The organism is Bradyrhizobium sp. WSM4874 (assembly GCF_055811835.1).
The window spans coordinates 1-19,219 of the sequence record NZ_JBVVPR010000012.1 but is presented as its reverse complement, the minus strand read 5'-3'; the positions used below and the strand labels follow the sequence as shown (position 1 = coordinate 19,219).

The following is a 19,219-nucleotide window of genomic DNA, read 5'->3' as shown; positions in this document are numbered from 1 at the left end:
TACCATCAAACAGCGACCACTTGCGTGCAGCCTACAGAAAGGTAGGGAACGCACGCGGACTCATGATCCTATGTCGAAGCCAGCCGAGTTCAATCTGCTCACGCTTGCTGCGTACATGCATAGCTCACGAAGGACCTCCCTAGGTTAAGCCAGTGACAAGTGGCCAAAGAGCGAGCCGCATGGATGGATCTGAATTCAGACGTTGTAGATAATCCTGTACCAACCTCCGGCTGGCATCGTTCGCTATCCTAAGTCGGATCGCTTCTGCTAGAACTGCAGCATCCAGGCCTCGCGGCCCCCTTGTCAAACACTGCTGCAGCAACTCACTGCAAATTCGCTTCGCAACATCTTCCTCCTCACTTAGCACGCGAACTAGCCGACGTCCCAAACCAGCGTAGAAAGCATCATTTCCCTCGCCGCCAAGGTCGTTATCTTGCTGATCTTTGAAATCCGCAGAGACCGCGCCTGTCGCGACGGCGAGGTCGATCGGCTCGCGCAAGGCGATCGGAGACTCGATGCGCTTGAGAAACTGCAGCATCCGATCCTCTTGATCTAGGTCTTTTGCGAAACGCAACGAAGCGTACGTCCAATTGTGGACCGTAATTCGGTTAGGACCTGTCGGCTCGGGTATTGAGAATGGCGCAAGAAGTTTTGGTGTCGTGACCGCGGCCGACCACATATCAAAAATAAGCTTGAGGAGCACATTCCAATGCTCATCCACATATGCCTCACCGAGCAGCGGAGTAAACTCTGCGCGACGACCGGCCAAGGCAATTACCGCTGCATAAGCATCCGCAACTCCCATGGCAGGTCGACTCGTATTCACGGAACTGAGAACAGCCTCCAAAGCCTCAAGGGCCGCGGTCACGCCCACTTTCCCTGACAACGACGGGATTGCTAACAAAGCTCTGATTTCACCTGCATTGGAGCTAGTGTTGAGCCGCTTCACAGACGGCACGAGCCGTTCTACGAAAGCCTCGCCCAAATCACTAATGACATTTACGTCCAACAAAGAATGATCAAATCGCTCAAGGTATTGAATAAGTCCCGCCGCGTCCGATCTTCCGCCTGCGCTGAACGTGACAATGGCGTTCACTACTCGGCGGCCAAGCTCCGCATCGCTATTTGCCAGAGATACCACCTCGTCAGCGAGCAGGAACTGCAGTGCCGGCCTCACCACAGGCCACAACTGGGTCTCGGGCTCCATAGTACCAAGCAGAGCCAGCGTCTCGTCAATCAGTTCACGCGTCTGATCGCTAGAAAGCATACCGATCGTAAGACAGACAAGGTCGAGGGTCTTCGCGTGCAGGTTCCAATGAGCCTCCGACCGGAGGCGCGTCACAACAGCCGAATGGATTGATCCAATGCTATCGCGACAAAGCTCCGGCCTACTGCTTGCCAACCTGGCTAACGCCTCAAGCCCGGCTAACGCTAGGTTTCTGTTAGAAGAAAATGATGCGATTCCGTCCCGCGCCTGCTTCGAAAGAAATTCGACAATAACGCGGGCCTGCTGTCGTCGGTCCTGCGGAATCTTCTCTGCCCACCCCGTAAGCACAGAAATGGCAGAACGGTGCCGATCAATTGACATGCCCTGATGTCTTCGACAGAGCGAAATGACCAGCTCAATCGCTGCTTCATCCACAAACTGTACTACCAACCTCTCAGACCATATGATGTCATCAACATGAGAGCGGTCTGCTGCTTGTATTAGGAGACGCACAGCCAGCTGAAAATCAACGAAATGACCTCTATTAGGCTCGGCCTCCTCCATCATTGTGAGAAGGATTTGAGCAAGTGCTCCCATAGTATCCCGGGACTCAGTTGATAGCCCCAAAGCCATTTGACGTCGCAATACCGCCCAGCAACGCCTCCAAGCGCGACCTCGATTGTGACGTCCCGCCATTGAGAAGACCGACCAGTCAAGCCGATGCGAGTCATGGCAAAGTGGCGGCTTTAACAGCGCGGTACGATCGTCAACAAACTTCAGTGCCAGCGCATCGACGCTCAACGCCGCCGAAAGAGCATCGAATGGAGCATTCAGCTTGAGCAATGGGCGCACTTCAAGTGAGCCGCCCTCAAGATTCTCACGCAAGAACGCAACAGCTGCTTCCGGACCAGAAGTGACCCTCACCGCCGCTGCGATCGATTGGTCAACGAGATCAGCGAACTGCTCGGAGAGCACTTGCCAGTCCTCTGTGCTGGCGCTTCTCAGCCCATCGCGGCACTTTCGATACAAGTCCTCGGCCGCCGGCCAAGCATCGGCATCCGCGCAAAGATCACCGACATGCTTCAAGACAAGCAGTCCAAGTGGCGGATATAGATTGCTGGCCCGATTGACGGCGATGGATGGAAGCTCTGACCATTCCGCCTTACCGGCTAAACAAGCCGAACCGTTGCGCAGAAGATCGAGCAGCGCGTCGCATACCTGGTCGTTGAGCGGCGCCCGAAACTCACGCTGATCAACACTAAAATCCCGGGTGCCCAACCCAAGAGCTTGTTCGAGAGATCGCGATTTAATGAGCTGTGCTGGGGTCGCGCCATCCTCGGGTGGAAAACCGTCGCTATCCGCTTGCCAAACGATATTTTGGATCGTGCGCTGAAGGTAACCAGCAAGCTTCCCCTCAACTCTCTGCGGACGGATAATCCATCCATCAAGCCCTGGGACGGTCGGTATTTCGCTTTCGTCAAACAACTGATCAAACGACACCTGTCCGTCGCTCACCTCCTCCACTAACAACCAAATCAGATCGCGCAAGTAGCTAGCGGGCAAGAAGTGCCGAAGCGAAACCCAGCCAAACACATTCGCGCGGAACTGACTGTTGAACGACGATGACATTTTATTTGCCCTGGCCATGATCGCTCTCTACGAACTTGAACTGTTTGGTGGTGGCTCGGGCGTCAGGTAGTGGAGTTTCACGTCACGCAGACCTACAGCTGCCCCCCAAGGAGGAGCATGGCGAGGCAATCGATGGACGGTCATGCGTAGCATTCTTACCCGCGGCGGCTCCATGCCATGAGGACTGAGTTGCGCTATGTATCCCCGCGCGCTTCGCTTTGCGCCCATTCTGTCGTTCGGCATCGACCAACTGTTGTCTATATCGCCCTCGTTTTTGCCGTAAGTCGACAGCTCTATGAAATCTGGATTGATGCCCGCTCGGTTCCTTACAGGTAGGAATACCCCAGAGAGCCCGCCTATTTCATTGGATTCGATTTGGTCGCTTACTCCAAGCGACCAAAAATTCGCAAGAACAAACGTTGCGTAAGCGTGCCGTTGATAGCTCGGATCTCTCGCAGCACGAATGAACGATTCGCGGAACTGTTGATGCCACATCCTACTTCTGATCGTACCCTCGCCTGCATTTTCCGACTGCGGCGTGCAAGTCGCGACACTGACGACATCAACATAATCAGGAATGGCTTTATCGAAGCACGAACCATTGCTGTTTACGGCGTCAATCGGCAAATGCCCTGGTCGATCACTGTCAAGTTGAAGCGCATCAGAGCAAATAAGCGGCTGCATTGTTATGCTTAGTAGATTTGGATCACTCGGGATCAGCCTAACCAGACTAACCAAATCTCCTTGAGCCATATCTCGCTCGGGGAGCGCGCCTGCTTCAACTTTGGATCTGACCATCTTGGGATGGAGACATACCCTAAGCTTTGCTCCAGCATCGATTGTAAACACGCACGCCAAATTAAACCGCTTCCCGACTTCTTGGCGCTTGATCCAGGAGACGACCCCTTCAAGATCCTCAAGTTCGACAGAAGAAATCGATCCTAGTTCGGCCAAGAGATTCAAGATCGAAACATTGTCGAACAAATGTTCATCGTTAAGGTCCGGTCGTAGGCCGACGTGGATGCAACCAAGCCGCTCAAAGCGGGCGAGTAAGCCGATCGTACGGATAAAGTCCGCAACGGGCAGAAACGCCTCTGGAAATGTAACGAGGTCAAACCGCTCGATCACAGGTACGTTTGATCTAAGATCACTAACAGGAGCATTGTTTGAGGTGAGCAAAGCCGTGATGGCTGAATCAAATATATCGCCGTGTGTAGCGGGTTCGATGAACGGCGGCTCAACTACGACAACCCGATAGTCCTTCTCGGTTCTTTCAACGGTCCAATCAAACAAATGGCCGAACATCTCAGCTCGCTGCAAACTTTTACCCTTCAAGAACATTTGATGCCAACGCTTCAACGTTGCAGCAATCCGGTTGATCAGCGCAGAAGTCTAGAAACATAAGTCCTTTTTGAGCCGCTATCAAAGCAAAACGCTTACTGGGTAGCCACTGAGGCGGCACGGGACGTCTTTGCCTTCCGCGGTCGGTCCAATCTATGGAATGAAGCGGCGGGTGTGGACAATATTCCGCAGCGGCCGGCAGTACATTCTGCTGACGTCCACCCGCACGCGCGTGCTGCGGGGATGTCGGCTTCGTGCTCGTTACATCACTCAGATCTTGCTTTGTCCGATCGCCGGGCGCCAGGGTCGTGAGAGCCTAATGTGCATGCTATTCATGAAGGGCGCGCCGACCGCCCCTCTTTGTTTTTGCGTGGGCCGACGGGGATACTGCCGTGGGGCAACGACGAGAAAGGTTAGAACGCCCTTAAAAACCAAGCTTATTTGGAGGATGCTGTATCCGCCAACGCGCACTGGATGCAATTCGTGTATCGGGTGGACCACGGCTCGAACTGAGGCCCGCAGATTGAAAGCTTGCTTTTCTCCGAGTCGTTGTGTGTACGAAATGTTTTCAAAGACTCTCCGGCGTCTACGCAGAGGATATTCGCGCGCAGCGGTTAGCAAAGAAGGCCGCAAAGTGATCCATTGCGCGGCCGTGTCTGCCGGAGACGATCGGCCCTCCGCTTAGTCTAACTTTTTGGCTTTCGACCGCCCTTCAACGGCCGAGGAACAGCTTCGTTGGCGCGAGGCACCCTAAACAATTCCTCAATATGGGCAGATAGCGCTTTGGCCAATCGCTCAAGAACGGCCACGCTTGGATTCTCAAGACCGCGTTCAAGGCGACTGACATAGGTTCGATCAATTTCAGCGTCTACCGCCAGGGCTTCCTGCGAAAGTCCCCGCGTGACCCTCAAACGACGAATGTTTCTCGCAACGAGAGCGCCTGCCTTCATGACGGCAAGCGATCAGATTGAGGTCTATTAAACCACGGACAATAGTGCTACTATTAAGATCCGATCTACGAAGTTGGCTTGGGGCGTAATATGTTAGCGATTGTTCAAGGGCTCCCGCTTTCCAAGCGTAATCCCGCGATTCGCAGACTTGAGCTGAGACTTACAGTCATTTTTATAGGATGCGTTGTACTTGCCGGCTGCGCCAGTGAGCCCAAAAAGTATCTGACATCCGAATTTTCTGACGACAAGACTTGCCGTTCCTTCATGAGAAACAAGCAAAGCAGCGATGATACAACATACAAAGAATGCCGACAGTCGCTCGTAGAACTGGCGAACAACCCTCCGGTGGGCGCTGCGCCACCCGCGAACATAACCATCATTGTCAATCAGTAGTTTCGCAAGCTCTCGTACGCTGATTCCGACGCGTTGAGATCACCTCTTGATTGATTTAATCAGGGCCGCTTGCAGCGCCCTCGATGCGTGCTGCAGCAGCTTAACCCCTCACGGATGTCCGTTGATCCTCGCGCGCGCGCGTACTGCGGGATTTCGGCCGCGCTCTCTCGTTGAGCACATAAGATCTCATCCGTTGCCCCCTCGCCGGACCGACAATCAACGGTTATTTGCAGTTCGCGGCGGCCTTAAAACTGCACTTGTTTCCTTTGGCCAATTGCCCGAGGCCGCCCATCAGGGCGCGCCGGAAAGGGCGCAGGGGGGGGTTATAGGGGGGACTCGGTATACACCCCCAGTATGTAACGAATTCAACCACTTGGCCAAACTCAGTACAGCTAAGTAGGGGCTCGGTAGGGTCGACTTGGTACAGGCCGTGCCCGCTATTTTTCGGGTGCGACATAGAGCCGAAACTGGTTTCTAGACCGAGCACCGTATGGTGCGTTTTCGATTTTGCCAGTGTCCAGCAAGCGTCCCATCGCATCTTTAAGCTCCGCGATTTTGACGCCCTGTTTATCCGCATCGATCCGGAAAACCTTGGGCGCATACAGTCCACTGTTAGTTGCAGCGCTGACATGGTTGTTTTGACCGATGGCCTTCCGGAGCAAGTCCAAGAAAACGCGATCGGCGCGGCGCTCCTTGTACAACGGATCGACCACGGGTCCGGCCTCGGCGGTTCGGTAGCATCCGTTATAATATTGAAGTTCGATCTCGCCGCCCTGAGGACCGTAGTTGAGCTTTTTGGTTTTGAGCACGCGGCGCGTGATGTCGATTTCGCGACCCGACTCATCAAGCACTTTGTCGAGATAGCCGCGCCATCGTAAGCTGTTGCTCCAACCGGTTGATCCTGACGTCCCGCTTCCCGAACGCATGCCGTCAACGCTCGGATGTGCTAGGATCAACCCGGTGCCCCCGTGGGGGATCACAAGCTTGCGCATCAGCTTGACGAACTGCTTTGCCTGCATTCGGTCGTTTTCCACGCCGGCGAATATGTCGGCGAGCGTGTCACCGATCAGCAGCCGCGGCTTTAGGCGTTCGGTCAAATGGACAAGCTTCGCATAAAGCGGCGTGGCCGTCAGAATGTTCGACCTACTATCAGCCGCGGCGAGCACGCTTTCCTCATCAGCCAAAGGCACAATGTGAAAATCGCTCAGCGACGCCATGTCGACGCGCATTTCCCGGCAGATGTTTTCCAGGCGCCGATGTACTTCGTCTTCGTCGTCCTCGCAACAAACGTAGACTACCGGACCCTTTTGGACGAACCGGTTTAGCCACAATGTGCCGGTGGCCACGGAAACGCCTAGCATCATCGCAAGGAGCGACTTTCCGACCGCGCCGTCACCGTACAGACCGCCGATGATCTTGGACGGGATCAAGCCCCGCACCAATTCCTCGCGCTCCGGCGCCACTCTGCCGGCAAATGACGCAGCCGTAATGACTCGCACCGGTCGATTCTTGACCAAGTCCGCTTCGGCGGCGTCGAGCCATTTAAGTGTGCCGTCGTCGTCTTTCGCGGCAAGCTCCCCGACGGGTGCGTTTGCTAGACGCCTGAGAGTTTCGCTTGCTTGTGCGTCGGCGACCATGCCCAGAATTTCAACTTCCCGCATAAAAGCCAACGCGCGTCGTCGTATCGCTCTAATCTTGGTTTGCCGCGCGGGCGTTAATTTTTCCCAGGCAGCAATCTCAGCTTCGGCGGCGGCCAGTGCTATATCTGGATCGGTCATTACGCTACCCACGCCAGCGCCTCTTCCAATGCCGGAGAAAGAGGCATCCCGATTTTCTTCGCGGCATCGTAAATTGCTTTCTTGCGGGCGCACGCTTCCTGTCGCGCCTTGCGACGTGCAGCCAAGTCGGCTTCGGCACGTTCGTTCGCCTCTATGATGGCGTCTCGGGCAGCTTCGGAAAGCGTTTCCCACGCGGCAAGATCGGCCTCAGCGTCATCGAGCGTTTGCACTATCTCGCCCAAATATTTTCTGGTGTGATAGGCGGTCAGGACGTTATTGAGATGATCCAATTCACCTTGAACAAGGCGCGATGGACACCATCCGTCCGCGAGCGCATTGTTCAGAGCGTCCAGACGCTCCTGGATTGGTACTAAGTCCTTTTCGGCCTGTTCCAGTCGATCGCCCCACGCGGTAAGGGCTTCCGGGGTAAGGTCGTCGCCGAATTGTTCAGGGAATACGATTTCCATTTTCCAAAGTTTTCTGCGGCACAGACGCGCCAGCGGTAAGAAGCCCCAAAAGCATATTACGATCGGCATCGAAGTGTGGTGGTGAATACCTTGTCTGGTTTCAGCACTGCCCAACATCGACGCCTCGCAATTGGCCTTGCGGGGCGTTTCGTTTTTAGGCGGCTTCGGCTTCGCGCGCGGTGCGCCAGGCAACGTACGCTTCTCGGCTGATGCGGCGATTGCTGCCGACCGGGTACGTCCGCGGTGCCTTGCCCTGCCCTTGCAGCTTGTAGAAAAAAGCGCGCGAGATTTTCTCGGCGGCGCAGAACTCGTTGATGGTGAAAGACTCGTCCATGTTGGTATCCTGACATGCCGAAGCGAGCGCGGAAGCGACGCATTCGCGGGTTGAAACCGATTGAAGGGGACGCACGACACCGGTCCTCCGAAGGGTCCGGTTCAAATTCTGCCGCAAGCTGCGGTCACCGCTGCGTCCACGTGGATTAAGGTACGCTCACATGAGTCAAGTAATGGTTAACCACTATTAATTAGTGTGGCGAGCGTCGTTGTTCAGGCGACACCGCAGCAATAGTCGGCCCACGCTTTCATCAGATCGCGTCGCTTCACCAAGGCTGTTGATCGCCGATATGCAGCTTCGGTTTCGTCGCCAACCGCGTGTGCTAGAGCCATTTCGGCAATCTCGCGCGGAAAGCTTGTGCAGTCGCCCGCCCAATCCCGGAAGGTCGATCTAAAGCCGTGCGTAGTAGCGGTCGTATTGGTATGGCGGGCGATGCACTTGCTAAGCGTCACGTCGGACACGGGGCGGAACGGAATTTGCGCAAGGGCCAGGTTCGTCAAGGGCACCTTGTGCTCACGCTCCGCCTTCATGCGAACCGCTGGGATTGTCCAAAGTTCGCCCTTCACTTCGGCCGCCTGGTCCATCTCGGCAGCTTCGTTGAAGCGGCATGCGGCCAGGATGACCCAGCGTAACATCTTGGCGGCGTCGCTCGCGTCGCTTGCCAGGGATCGCCAGAACTGCGGCAACTCTTCGTAAGGCAGCGCCGGGTGGTGCTTCACGTCTGACTTGCGACGGCGGGCAAGCACCTGGTCAAGGTGACCGCGCCAAAGCGCAGGGTTCTCGCCGGTTCGCAGACCTTCAGCTTTCGCCGCGTTCAAGATCGCCTCGATCCGGCCCCGAACACGCCGGGCGGTCTCCTTCTTGTTGTTCCAGATCGGACGCAGAACCTTCAACACCGCCTCGGTGTCCACTTCCGGAACGGCGAGCTGCCCGATGATCGGATAGGCATAATCGCGCAGGCTATTTGACCATTGCTGCCGGTGCTTCTCGTTTTTCCAGCTGACCTCTTTGCCGGCGATGTACCGCTTTGCATAGGTTTCGAAAGTGAGCGTTCCCGTTGCTGCTGCCTTGGCCTTGGCGCGCTCGCTAATGCGGTGTTCGATCGGATCGACATTACTGCGCACCAGAGCGCGGGCCGCGCTGGCGGCCTCGCGAGCCGCTGCTAACCCCACATCGCGCATGGGACCGAGCCCCATGAACCTCTCTTTGCCGGTCACGGGCGATTTGAATCGAAAGACCCAGCTCGCGTTACCGTTCTTGTCCACGTCCAGCCTTAGCCCGTCGCCATCTGCGAGCTTGTCGCCAGCCTTGGCGTTTTTCACCTTTAGTGCAGTCAGATTTCCCATTCCTAATCCCTCAAAAGTGTCCGCCTAAACCCACGTCCGCCCCCACGTCGACGACGTAGATGCCGGTAGACACGCGAACCCATTGAACGACGCAAAAGTAAAAATTCGCGTTAAGTCTCAATGGGTTGGATGTTGGGAATGGACGTGTATAGACACTGATGGATTAGCACGTGGCGGAAGGGGTGGGATTCGAACCCACGGTACCCTTGCGGGCACGCCGGTTTTCAAGACCGGTGCCTTAAACCACTCGGCCACCCTTCCAAACCCGGAATGGCTGTCGCTTAACGTAGTCGACGGCGCATGGCAACGCGAAGTTGGCCTGCCCCTTCCCCGGCATCCGACCTGTCAGGCGAGCGTCAGCCTGTTCCCTTACCCTGTGCCCTCTCGGCAATCCCGGACACTGGCGACATCTCCCAGGGCGTCGCCGGTTGCGAGGCCCGGTTTGGAGTCGCCTCCGTTTCCGGGCCTCGTTTGCTGGCTGCAAAGAAAAACGGCGCCCCGCAAGGAGCGCCGCATGGAGTTCGTCCTAACTGCGTTGGCTCAGTACCCGCAGGAAGCGCAGCCCATCTGCACCGGGGCGTAATACGAATAACCCGGCTGGACCATCTCGACGCGCTGGCGGGTGGCGTATTGCGGGGGGATGCGCTCGTACTGGACGCTCGGCGGCGCCACCATCACGGTCTGCGGCACCATCACGGTGCGGTACTGCGCCGGCGCGCGGTGCGCCACGACGGAGCCCGGCGAAACCATCACGGTCTCATCGACGGTGCGGTATTGCGGCTGCACGTATTGCTGCTGATAGCAGGTCGTGCACGGCGGCGGCGTGTAGCAATTGTAGCAGCCGGCGGAAGCCGCGCCGGTCATCGAAATCGCAGCGACGATCGTTGAGAAAACGACAGCGAGAGTGCGAGACATTATTGTGGTGCCCCAATTGCCCGAAATGGATTTGCGAAGGTCGCTGCAGTATACGCCGCAAAACCTTGCTTTGCCGAAGTTCGTCGGGGCATCCTTAATGCAAACGGCCGGCTTGTGCCGGCCGTTCAGAACTTGTTGACCATGCGTGATGCTTGCGATCACGCCCGCACGAGACGCTCCTACTTCGGACGCCGCTTCACTTCGCGCACCGCGCCGCGCGCGGCGCTGGTGGTGAGCGCAGCGTAGGCCTGAAGCGCGGTGGAGACGTTGCGCTTGCGGCCGATCGCCTGCCAGGCGGCATCGCCCTTCGCCTCTTCCGCGGCGCGGCGCTTGGCCAGCTCCTCGTCGGAGACCTCGAGGGTGATGCTGCGGTTCGGGATGTCGATGGCGATGCGATCGCCGGTCCTGACGAGACCGATGTTGCCGCCTTCGGCTGCTTCCGGCGACAGATGGCCGATCGACAGGCCCGACGAGCCGCCCGAGAAGCGTCCGTCGGTGACGAGCGCGCAGGCTTTGCCGAGGCCCATCGATTTCAGATAGCTGGTCGGATACAGCATCTCCTGCATGCCGGGACCACCGCGCGGGCCTTCATAGATGATGACCACGACTTCGCCGGCGACGACCTTGCCGCCCAGAATGCCTTCCACGGCGGCGTCCTGGCTCTCGAACACGCGAGCGGGGCCGGAGAATTTCAGGATCGAGGCATCGACGCCGGCGGTCTTCACGATGCAGCCGTCCTGCGCGAGGTTGCCGTTGAGCACGGCGAGACCGCCGTCCTTGCTGAAGGCGTGCTCGAGGTTGCGGACGACGCCCTTCTCGCGGTCGGTATCGAGTTCGTCGTAACGGCGCTCCTGGCTGAAGGCGACCTGGGTCGGGATGCCGCCGGGCGAGGCACGGAAGAAGGTGCGGACAGACTCGCTCTTCGAGCGCTTGATGTCCCAGCGCTCCAGCGCGTCGTTCATGGTCGGCGCGTGCACGGTTGGGACCGAGGTGTCGATCAGGCCGGCGCGATCGAGCTCGCCCAGGATGCCCATGATGCCGCCGGCGCGATGCACGTCCTCGACGTGCACGTCGGCGACCGACGGCGCGACCTTGCAGAGCACGGGTACGCGCCGCGACAGGCGGTCGATGTCCTGCATGGTGAACTCGACCTGCCCTTCATGGGCGGCGGCGAGCAGATGCAGCACGGTGTTGGTCGAGCCGCCCATCGCGATATCCAGCGTCATCGCGTTCTCGAACGCCTTGAAGTTCGCGACATTGCGCGGCAGCACCGAGGCGTCGTCCTGCTCGTAGTGGCGGCGCACGATATCGACGATGGTGTGGCCGGCCTCGACGAACAGGCGCTTGCGATCGGCATGGGTCGCGACCACCGTGCCGTTGCCGGGCAGCGCAAGGCCAAGGGCTTCAGTGAGGCAGTTCATCGAATTGGCCGTGAACATGCCCGAGCACGAGCCGCAGGTCGGGCACGCCGAGCGCTCGATCACCTTGACGTCCTCGTCGCTGACCTTGGAGTCGGCGGCGGCGACCATGGCATCGATCAGGTCGACCGCCTTGGTCTTGCCCTGCAGCGTGACCTTGCCGGCCTCCATCGGTCCGCCCGAGACGAACACGGCGGGAATATTGAGCCGCAGCGCGGCCATCAGCATGCCGGGGGTGATCTTGTCGCAATTCGAAATGCAAACCATGCCGTCGGCGCAATGGGCATTGACCATGTACTCGACGCTGTCGGCGATCAGTTCGCGCGACGGCAGGCTGTAGAGCATGCCGTCATGGCCCATGGCGATGCCGTCGTCGACCGCGATGGTGTTGAACTCTTTCGCCACGCCGCCGGCCTGCTCGATCTCGCGGGCGACGAGCTGGCCGAGGTCCTTCAGATGGACATGGCCGGGCACGAACTGGGTGAAGGAATTGACCACCGCGATGATCGGCTTGCCGAAATCGCCGTCCTTCATGCCGGTCGCGCGCCAGAGACCGCGGGCGCCCGCCATGTTGCGGCCGTGGGTGGTGGTGCGGGAGCGATAGGCTGGCATGGCGGTTTCCGTCCTCGGGTTTGGCTGGCCGGGCGCGGCAAAATTTCGAAGCCGCCTCAGGCCTTTCCGGCCGGATAGCGCACGGGGGGAACGCGCGCAACGGGAACTTGGGCCCGACAGGGCCTGATCGGCCTTGCGCAGGCCTCCCCTGCTCCCGGCGCGGGAGCACAGGCGATCTCAGCCGTCATGCCCGGGCTTGTCCCGGGCATCCACGTTCTTGATGCCGCGGAAAATGTCGTGGATGGCCGGGACAAGCCCGGCCATGACGAAGCATTATTGCAGCTCGGGATCGAGCCGGTCTCGCAGCCAGTCGCCGATGACGGAGACCGCCAGCGTGGTCACCACGATGGTGGTGGCCGGCGCCAGCATGATCCAGGGCGCCCGGGTCAGGTACTCGCGGCCGTAGCCGACCATGTTGCCGAGGCTAGTCATCGGCGGCTGCACGCCGAGGCCGAGGAAGGACAGGCCCGACTCCATCAGGATCACCTCGGGAAAGACCAGCGTGGTCGAGACGATCAGGGTCGAGGCGATGTTGGGCAGGATATGCCGCAGGTAAATCCGCGCCGGCGTCGCGCCGAGCTGGCGGACCGCGGCCGCGTAGCCTTGCGCATTGGCCGAGATGGCAAGTCCCCGCGCGATCCTGGCGTAACGCTCCCAGCCGAAGAATCCCATCAGGCCGATCAGGAGCGGCAGCGAGTTGCCGAAGAAGGCGAGCACCGCGAGCGCCATGATCAGGAAGGGCATGCTGGCCTGGAAGTCGGACAGCATCAGCACGAGCTGCTCGACAGGCCCGCGGAAATGCGCGGCAAGGAAGCCGAGGGTGGTGCCGACGATGGCCGAGATTGCGGTGGCGCCGAACGCAATCAGGAGCGAGATGCGGATCGAGACGAGCAGCCGCGACAGCACGTCGCGGCCGAGCTCGTCGGTGCCGAGCCAGTGCGCGACATTGCCGGGTGCAGCGAGACGATTGCGCAGGTCGAGCTGGGTATAGCCGTAGGGGGCGATCTTCTCGGCGAAGGCCGCGATCACCAGCATCGCGACGATCCAGCCGATCGCGATGGCGACCGAGACCGGGATCGCCGGGAGGCTCATGCGGCGGCGGACGACTGCGTCCTTCAGCGCGGTGTCAGTCATGCATGCGCTCCTTTGGCGCGCAGCCGCGGGTCGAGGAAGCCGTAGAGGAAGTCGACGATCAGGTTGGAGGTGACCATGGTCATCGCCACCAGCAACAGAATGCACTGCACGACGGCGAGGTCGCGGTTGGCAACGGCGACGACGAGCAGGCGCCCTACCCCCGGCCACGAAAACACGCTCTCGACCACGACCGCGCCCGCGATCAGCGTGCCCACCATGAAGCCCAGAATGGTGACGGTCGGAATCGCCGCGTTCGGCAGCGCATGCGACGTCACGACTTTTCGCCACGGCACGCCCTTTGCCGAGGCGGTGCGGATATAGGACTGGCCCAGCACCTCCAGCATGGCGCTGCGGGTGAAGCGCGCCAGCACCGCGGCGCCGCCAAGGCTGAGTGTCACGATCGGCAGGATGGCGTGACGCCAGCTGTCCTGCCCGCCCGAGGGCAGCCAGCCGAGCTGCACGGCGAAGACGAGCACGAGCAGCAGCGCCAGCACGAAGCTCGGAACGGTGAAGCCGGCGACCGCCGTCATCATCACTGCACGGTCGATTCCCGAGCCCCGATGCAGCGCCGCGTAGATGCCGGCGGGAATGCCGAGCGCGACCTTGAATGCGAAGGCCGGCAGCGTCAGCGCCAGCGTTGCCGGAATGCGCTCCAACACAAGCTCGATCGCAGGCCGCCCGTCACGCATGGAACGGCCGAGTTCGCCCTTGGCGATGGCGCCAAAATAGTCGAGATACTGAAACCAGATGGGATCATCGAGGCCCCACGCCTTGCGGAAGGCGGCGAGGACTTCCGGCGGCGCTTCCGGTCCCAAAATCATCAGCGCGGGATCGCCCGAGAGACGCAGCACCACGAAGGCGAAGGTGACGACGAGCACGATCGTCAACGCCGCGCGTCCGATGCGAATGGCGAAATAGCGTCCCATCACGCCGCGTCCCGCGTCTCGACTTGCGGCCCCGTGACGAGGTGGCAGGCGACCTGCCTGTCGCCACCGACGTTGGACAGCGCCGGCACCTCGCTGCCACAACGCGCGATCGCGCGCGGGCAGCGCGGATGGAAGGCGCAGCCCTGGGGACGGGCCGCCGGGTTCGGCGGATCGCCCGCCAGCACGATGCGGCCTGCGCTGCGGCGACCCGGCGCGGGCGATGCAGAAACCAGTGCCTGGGTATACGGATGCTCCGGCCGCGCGAACAGATCATCGGCGCACCCGATCTCGACGATGCGGCCGAGATACATCACGGCCACCACATTGCTGATCTGCCGGACGACCCGCAAATCGTGGCTGATGAAGAGCAGGGTCAGCGCAAGCTGCGCCTGGAGATCGGCGAGCAGATTCACCACCTGCGCCTGGATCGAGACGTCGAGCGCGCTGACCGGCTCGTCACAGACGAGAAAATCCGGCTTTGTCGCCAGCGCCCGCGCCAGCACGATACGCTGGCGCTGTCCGCCGGAGAGCGCGCCCGGATAGCGCGCACCATGTGCGGGTGTCAGTTCGACCGCGCGCAGCAATTCGCGGACCCGCTCCTCGCGCTCGAGGCGCGTCCCGAGGCCGTGAATGTCCAGGGGCTCACGGATTTGGGCGGCGACCGGCAACCGCCGGTCCAGCGCCCCCAGCGGATCCTGAAAGATCATCTGCATGTGCGCGCGTTGCGCACGCCATGCAAGCGTTCCGGGCGTTGCCATCGGCTTGCCGTCGAACCGCACCTCGCCGTGATCCGGCGGCTCGAGGCCGAGCACGATGCGCCCGGTGGTCGATTTTCCCGAGCCGGACTCGCCGACGAGGCCGAGCGTTTCGCCCTTGCGGATCGTCAGCGACACGCCATCGACCGCATGAACGGCGGCACTTCGGCCGAACATCCCGGAGCGCATGCTGTAGCTGCGCGAAATCGCGGAAACGTCGACGAGCGGACGGCTCATTCGGCAGCCATCCCGAGCAGCGCGCGACGCGAAGCCTCGGCGCGGACGCAGGCAACGGCGCGATCCGCCGCGATCGGCGCGAGGGTTGGGGCCACACGGCCGCACGGCGCTTCTGCCAGCGCACAACGCGGCGCGAAGGCGCATCCATCGGGCATGTTCGCGGGATCGGGCACGATGCCGGGAATGGCGGTCAGGCGGCGCCTTGGTCCGTCGAGCGGCGGCAGCGCGCCGATCAGGCCCTGCGCATAGGGATGGACGGGATCGGCGAAGAGCTGGTTGGCCTGCGCTTCCTCGACGATGCGGCCGGCATACATCACGGCGACGCGATCGCAGTTTTCCGCGACCACGCCAAGATCATGGCTGATCAGCACCATCGCCATGCCCATCTCGCGGCGGATGGTCGAGAGCAGTTCTAGAATCTGCGCCTGAATCGTGGCGTCGAGCGCGGTGGTCGGCTCGTCCGCGATCAGCAGGTCGGGATTTCCGGCGAGCGCCATCGCGATCATGATGCGCTGGACCTGGCCGCCGGAGAACTCATGCGGATAGGCTTCGAGCCTGCGCGCCGCGTCGGGAATGCCGACCAGATCGAGCAACCGCCGCGCTTCCGCTTTCACCGCGCCGCCCGAGAGATCGCGATGCAGCGCCAGGGACTCGCAGAGCTGCCGGCGGATGGTCAGCACGGGATTGAGTGCACTCGCAGGATCCTGAAAGATCATCGCGACGCGTCCGCCCCTGATACGGTCGAGCTCGCCGGCGGGGGCACCGAGGATCTCGCGACCCTCGAGACGAACGGAGCCCGAAACGCGGGCATTCCGCGGCAAGAGGCCGAGTGCCGCAAGCCACGTCACCGACTTGCCGGATCCGGACTCGCCGACGAGGCCAAGGGCCTCGCCCTTGTGCAAGGCGAGATCGACACCGCGCAGGACCGGCACGCCGTGGAAGGCGACGCTGAGGTCCTTGATGCTGATCAGCGGCGTCACCGATCAAGCCTCGAAATTGCCGGCGCGGAAATCCATCGCGAACGCCGGCGACGCCTTCCACTTGATCGACTTCGGCTTGGCCGTGAAGGTCGCGTTCTGGTGCAGCACCGTATAGGCCGGGTCTTCGCGCTCGGCGATCTCCAGCATGCGGCGGAACGCCTTCTTGCGGGCGGCCCGGTCGATCGAGGTTTCCAGGAACTCCGAAAGGGTGTTCAGCTCGGCATTGGTCCACTCGCCGATCTGCTGCTGCTGGCCGTTGGGTCCGTGCTGGGCAACCAGCGAGGACACCGGATCGTTGAAGGCGGCCGAGTTCGACCAGTCGCGTACCGCGCGGGTCGGCGCGCGTTCCATGATTTGCGACCAATTCTCCTTGGTCTCGATCTGGACGTTGAGGCCGACCGACTTCCACATCTCGACCAGCACCTGCGCGGTCGCGACCTGGTTGGTGTAGTAGTTGTTGAGCAGGCGATAGGGAATCGGATCGCCCTTGTAGTTCGCCTGCTTCAGCAGGTCCTGCGCCAGCTTGGGATCGTAGGCCGGCACGTTCCAGTCGGCATTGAACATGTCGCCGTAGAACTCCCACTGCAGGCCCTTCGGGACGCGGGTGCGGCCGGCCCACAGGCTGTCGACGATCGCCTGGCGGTCGATCGCGTGGGTGAAGGCGCGCCTTACAAGCGGATTGGCGAGCTGGGCGTGGTTCTTGTCGAATACGGTCAGGCGATGATTGAGGATGGTGCCACCCTGCACTTCGAAGGCTGAATTTTTCTCGATGCCGGCGATCTGGTCTGGCGGGATGTCGCAGGCAAACTGGTACTCGCCCGACAACAGGCCGTTGATGCGGCTCGCGACCTCCGGGACCTCGAGGAAGCGAATGCGCTTGAGCGGTGGACGGCCGCCCCAATATTCGTCGTGCGCTTCGAGCGTCAGCGAGACGTCGGGCTTGAGTTCGACGACCTTGTAGGGGCCGGTGGTAACGGGCTTGCGCGCCCAGTCGAGATAGCTCGCGGATTCAGCCCAGGCGCGGCGGTTCGCGATGTCGGAGCCGTAGCGCGACAGCCGGCCCTCGATCGTGACGTCGGGCGTCGCGTTGTAGAAGCGCACCGTGTACTTGTCGACGGCATCGACGCGGACGAGATCCGGCCAGATCCGGCGCGCAACCGCCGGAACATCCGGCGGCAGCTCCTTGCCCGGCCGCGGCGTCGGGATCTTCTCGAAAGCCTGGATGGTGCTGCGGCTCTTGGCCTCGGTCTCGCCGAACATGCGCTCGCGGCTGAACGTGAAGACGACGTCCTCGGCCGTCAGCTCGTCGCCATTGTGGAATTTGACGCCCTGGCGCAGCTTCACCTCGACGGTCTGGTCGTCGATACGGCGCCACTCCGTGGCAAGCCCCGGCACGGCCTCAAGGCTGCCGCGCCAGTTCTTGGAGATCAGGCCTTCCCAGATCGAGGAGAAGAACACGCGCTCGCCGACATTGGACTGCTCGCGCAGCACGTCGAGCACGTTCGAATTGGTCACCTTCTGGACGGCAATCGTCACCGAAGGACGGTTGTCGGCCTGCGCGATGGCAAAGCGCGGCAGAAGCAGCGTGCTTGCGGCAGCGCCGCCGGATTTCAGGATGGTGCGACGGGTGAACTTGCTCATGACGGGAATCCCTGCCCTGGATGATCTGGTTATTCGGCGAGACCAAGCGCGGCGAGATGGGCTGCGCCGGCGCGGACGTCGTCGTGATTGCGAAGTTCGAGGATCAGGCGGGGGTTGGAATTCAGCCGGCCCAGCGCGCGGAATACGGCCACCCACGGGATATTGCCTTCGCCCGGGGCCCAGTGCCGGTCGGCAAAGCCATCGCTGTCCTGCAGGTGGACATGCGTCAGCATGTCGCCGGCGGTTTCGACGTAGTAGTCGACCGGCGGCGCGCCGGTGGAAATGTGCGCGTAGTTGGCGTGGCCGGTGTCGAGGGAGACCCGCACCTTGCTGCTTTCGATCGCCTTGGCGAGACGCACGCGATCGCGCGGATCCTTGTCCTCGATGTTCTCGATAACGATCTCGCAGCCGATGGTTTCGGCGCGCACAATCACCTCGGCGAGTGTCGCCTTGACGCGTTCGACGATATTCACGCGATTATCTGGATAGAGATCGAGATTGTTGTAGTCCCAGGTCGTGAACGGCGAATGGATCACCATTTGCGTCGCGCCGAGGAACTCGGCGACATCCAAGCCCTGAAGCAGACGCCGGGTCACCGCCTGACGGATCATGGGATCGTGGCTGTCGATCTTGAAGCCCCAGAACGGGCCGTGGATGCCGAGCCGGCCGGTATGGCCCGAAAGCATCTGCTTGATCTCGCCGGCCGTGCTCCGCCAATCGCTGTCGAGCAGATCCGCGCGAAAGAAATCCTGGATTTCGAGGTCGCGCTGCCGTTCGAGAAGCCAGTCGCGATGCGCAGGGATCGATTTGATGGACAATGCGGCGCCCAGTACCGGCTTCGACATGGCTTGCTCCTCGGCCGTCAACAATGACGGGAGCAGCGCTAGACCAGTTCAATGACAGGCCGGTGAAATGCAGGTTCCGAAGCGCTGAGGAGATGTGGACATCCCGGCGATCGCGTGCATCGAATTCAGGCAATGCGAGTGCGGCGCGTGCAGACGCATGCATCCGCGCGCGGATCAAGCGCGTTCGAGTCCGTAGTGATCCGGAATGGAATCCTATTCCGATGTCGCGTACATCGCGGGACATCGATCGGCGGCCTTCCAAGGGCATCACCCTCTGATCGCGCTACATGGGGTTGGGGGACCACATGGGG

At 60.8% G+C, this 19,219-nt stretch carries 15 protein-coding genes and 1 tRNA gene; all 16 read right to left on the bottom strand.

Annotation, left to right across the window (positions count from 1 at the left end; genetic code table 11):
• Positions 1-139: 139 nt before the first annotated feature.
• Entirely contained in the window at positions 140-2,854 is a 2,715-nt protein-coding gene (locus AC0L3P_RS14815; RefSeq protein ID WP_473302351.1) for a hypothetical protein, read from the bottom strand.
• 9 nt (positions 2,855-2,863) lie between these two features.
• Positions 2,864-4,195 (bottom strand): hypothetical protein, encoded by a 1,332-nt coding sequence (locus AC0L3P_RS14810; protein WP_473302348.1) that lies wholly within the window; start codon positions 4,193-4,195, stop codon positions 2,864-2,866.
• A 668-nt stretch (positions 4,196-4,863) separates the two neighbouring features.
• Positions 4,864-5,127 carry a helix-turn-helix domain-containing protein gene (locus AC0L3P_RS14805; RefSeq protein WP_473302346.1) on the bottom strand — a complete coding sequence of 88 codons (264 nt, stop codon included), beginning with the start codon at positions 5,125-5,127 and terminating at the stop codon, positions 4,864-4,866.
• Between the two features lie 830 nt (positions 5,128-5,957).
• Positions 5,958-7,298, bottom strand: a complete 1,341-nt coding sequence (locus AC0L3P_RS14800; RefSeq protein ID WP_473302342.1) for an AAA family ATPase — start codon at positions 7,296-7,298, stop codon at positions 5,958-5,960.
• Positions 7,298-7,882 carry a hypothetical protein gene (locus tag AC0L3P_RS14795; RefSeq protein ID WP_473302338.1) on the bottom strand — a complete coding sequence of 195 codons (585 nt, stop codon included), beginning with the start codon at positions 7,880-7,882 and terminating at the stop codon, positions 7,298-7,300. Before AC0L3P_RS14795 ends, AC0L3P_RS14800 begins: the two co-directional genes overlap by 1 nt.
• 37 nt (positions 7,883-7,919) lie before the next feature.
• Positions 7,920-8,099, bottom strand: a complete 180-nt coding sequence (locus AC0L3P_RS14790; protein ID WP_247789904.1) for a transcriptional regulator — start codon at positions 8,097-8,099, stop codon at positions 7,920-7,922.
• A 212-nt stretch (positions 8,100-8,311) separates the two neighbouring features.
• Positions 8,312-9,445, bottom strand: coding sequence for a tyrosine-type recombinase/integrase (locus tag AC0L3P_RS14785; protein ID WP_473302331.1), 1,134 nt, complete (start codon positions 9,443-9,445; stop codon positions 8,312-8,314).
• A 171-nt stretch (positions 9,446-9,616) separates the two neighbouring features.
• Positions 9,617-9,706, bottom strand: a tRNA-Ser gene (locus AC0L3P_RS14780).
• A gap of 279 nt (positions 9,707-9,985) precedes the next feature.
• Positions 9,986-10,309: a hypothetical protein gene (locus tag AC0L3P_RS14775; protein WP_354059682.1), complete on the bottom strand. Its 324-nt coding sequence runs from the start codon at positions 10,307-10,309 to the stop codon at positions 9,986-9,988.
• Between the two features lie 230 nt (positions 10,310-10,539).
• Complete coding sequence (gene ilvD, locus AC0L3P_RS14770; RefSeq protein ID WP_473302329.1) at positions 10,540-12,390, bottom strand: dihydroxy-acid dehydratase; 1,851 nt, start codon at positions 12,388-12,390, stop codon at positions 10,540-10,542.
• Between the two features lie 273 nt (positions 12,391-12,663).
• Positions 12,664-13,524, bottom strand: a complete 861-nt coding sequence (locus tag AC0L3P_RS14765) for an ABC transporter permease (RefSeq protein WP_473302327.1) — start codon at positions 13,522-13,524, stop codon at positions 12,664-12,666.
• Entirely contained in the window at positions 13,521-14,450 is a 930-nt protein-coding gene (locus AC0L3P_RS14760) for an ABC transporter permease (RefSeq protein WP_473302324.1), read from the bottom strand. The genes AC0L3P_RS14765 and AC0L3P_RS14760 overlap by 4 nt, the downstream gene beginning before the upstream one ends.
• Complete coding sequence (locus AC0L3P_RS14755) at positions 14,450-15,442, bottom strand: ABC transporter ATP-binding protein (protein ID WP_473302321.1); 993 nt, start codon at positions 15,440-15,442, stop codon at positions 14,450-14,452. The genes AC0L3P_RS14760 and AC0L3P_RS14755 overlap by 1 nt, the downstream gene beginning before the upstream one ends.
• Positions 15,439-16,422, bottom strand: coding sequence for an ABC transporter ATP-binding protein (locus AC0L3P_RS14750; protein WP_473302317.1), 984 nt, complete (start codon positions 16,420-16,422; stop codon positions 15,439-15,441). Before AC0L3P_RS14750 ends, AC0L3P_RS14755 begins: the two co-directional genes overlap by 4 nt.
• A gap of 3 nt (positions 16,423-16,425) precedes the next feature.
• On the bottom strand, positions 16,426-18,063 hold the full coding sequence (locus tag AC0L3P_RS14745; RefSeq protein WP_473302316.1) for an ABC transporter substrate-binding protein: 1,638 nt from the start codon (positions 18,061-18,063) through the stop codon (positions 16,426-16,428).
• Positions 18,064-18,092: 29 nt separating this feature from the next.
• Positions 18,093-18,908 (bottom strand): sugar phosphate isomerase/epimerase family protein, encoded by an 816-nt coding sequence (locus tag AC0L3P_RS14740; protein ID WP_473302315.1) that lies wholly within the window; start codon positions 18,906-18,908, stop codon positions 18,093-18,095.
• Between the last annotated feature and the right edge of the window lie 311 nt (positions 18,909-19,219).

Bases quoted from the DNA above. Each gene is read 5' to 3' on its own strand.
- AC0L3P_RS14755 (WP_473302321.1), bottom strand. From the start codon at position 15,442: ATGAGCCGTCCGCTCGTCGACGTTTCCGCGATTTCGCGCAGCTACAGC.
- AC0L3P_RS14795 (WP_473302338.1), bottom strand. From the start codon at position 7,882: ATGTTGGGCAGTGCTGAAACCAGACAAGGTATTCACCACCACACTTCG.
- AC0L3P_RS14790 (WP_247789904.1), bottom strand. From the start codon at position 8,099: ATGGACGAGTCTTTCACCATCAACGAGTTCTGCGCCGCCGAGAAAATC.
- AC0L3P_RS14760 (WP_473302324.1), bottom strand. From the start codon at position 14,450: ATGGGACGCTATTTCGCCATTCGCATCGGACGCGCGGCGTTGACGATC.
- AC0L3P_RS14805 (WP_473302346.1), bottom strand. From the start codon at position 5,127: ATGAAGGCAGGCGCTCTCGTTGCGAGAAACATTCGTCGTTTGAGGGTC.
- ilvD (WP_473302329.1), bottom strand. From the start codon at position 12,390: ATGCCAGCCTATCGCTCCCGCACCACCACCCACGGCCGCAACATGGCG.
- AC0L3P_RS14800 (WP_473302342.1), bottom strand. From the start codon at position 7,298: ATGACCGATCCAGATATAGCACTGGCCGCCGCCGAAGCTGAGATTGCT.
- AC0L3P_RS14815 (WP_473302351.1), bottom strand. From the start codon at position 2,854: ATGGCCAGGGCAAATAAAATGTCATCGTCGTTCAACAGTCAGTTCCGC.
- AC0L3P_RS14740 (WP_473302315.1), bottom strand. From the start codon at position 18,908: ATGTCGAAGCCGGTACTGGGCGCCGCATTGTCCATCAAATCGATCCCT.
- AC0L3P_RS14775 (WP_354059682.1), bottom strand. From the start codon at position 10,309: ATGACCGGCGCGGCTTCCGCCGGCTGCTACAATTGCTACACGCCGCCG.
- AC0L3P_RS14765 (WP_473302327.1), bottom strand. From the start codon at position 13,524: ATGACTGACACCGCGCTGAAGGACGCAGTCGTCCGCCGCCGCATGAGC.
- AC0L3P_RS14785 (WP_473302331.1), bottom strand. From the start codon at position 9,445: ATGGGAAATCTGACTGCACTAAAGGTGAAAAACGCCAAGGCTGGCGAC.
- AC0L3P_RS14745 (WP_473302316.1), bottom strand. From the start codon at position 18,063: ATGAGCAAGTTCACCCGTCGCACCATCCTGAAATCCGGCGGCGCTGCC.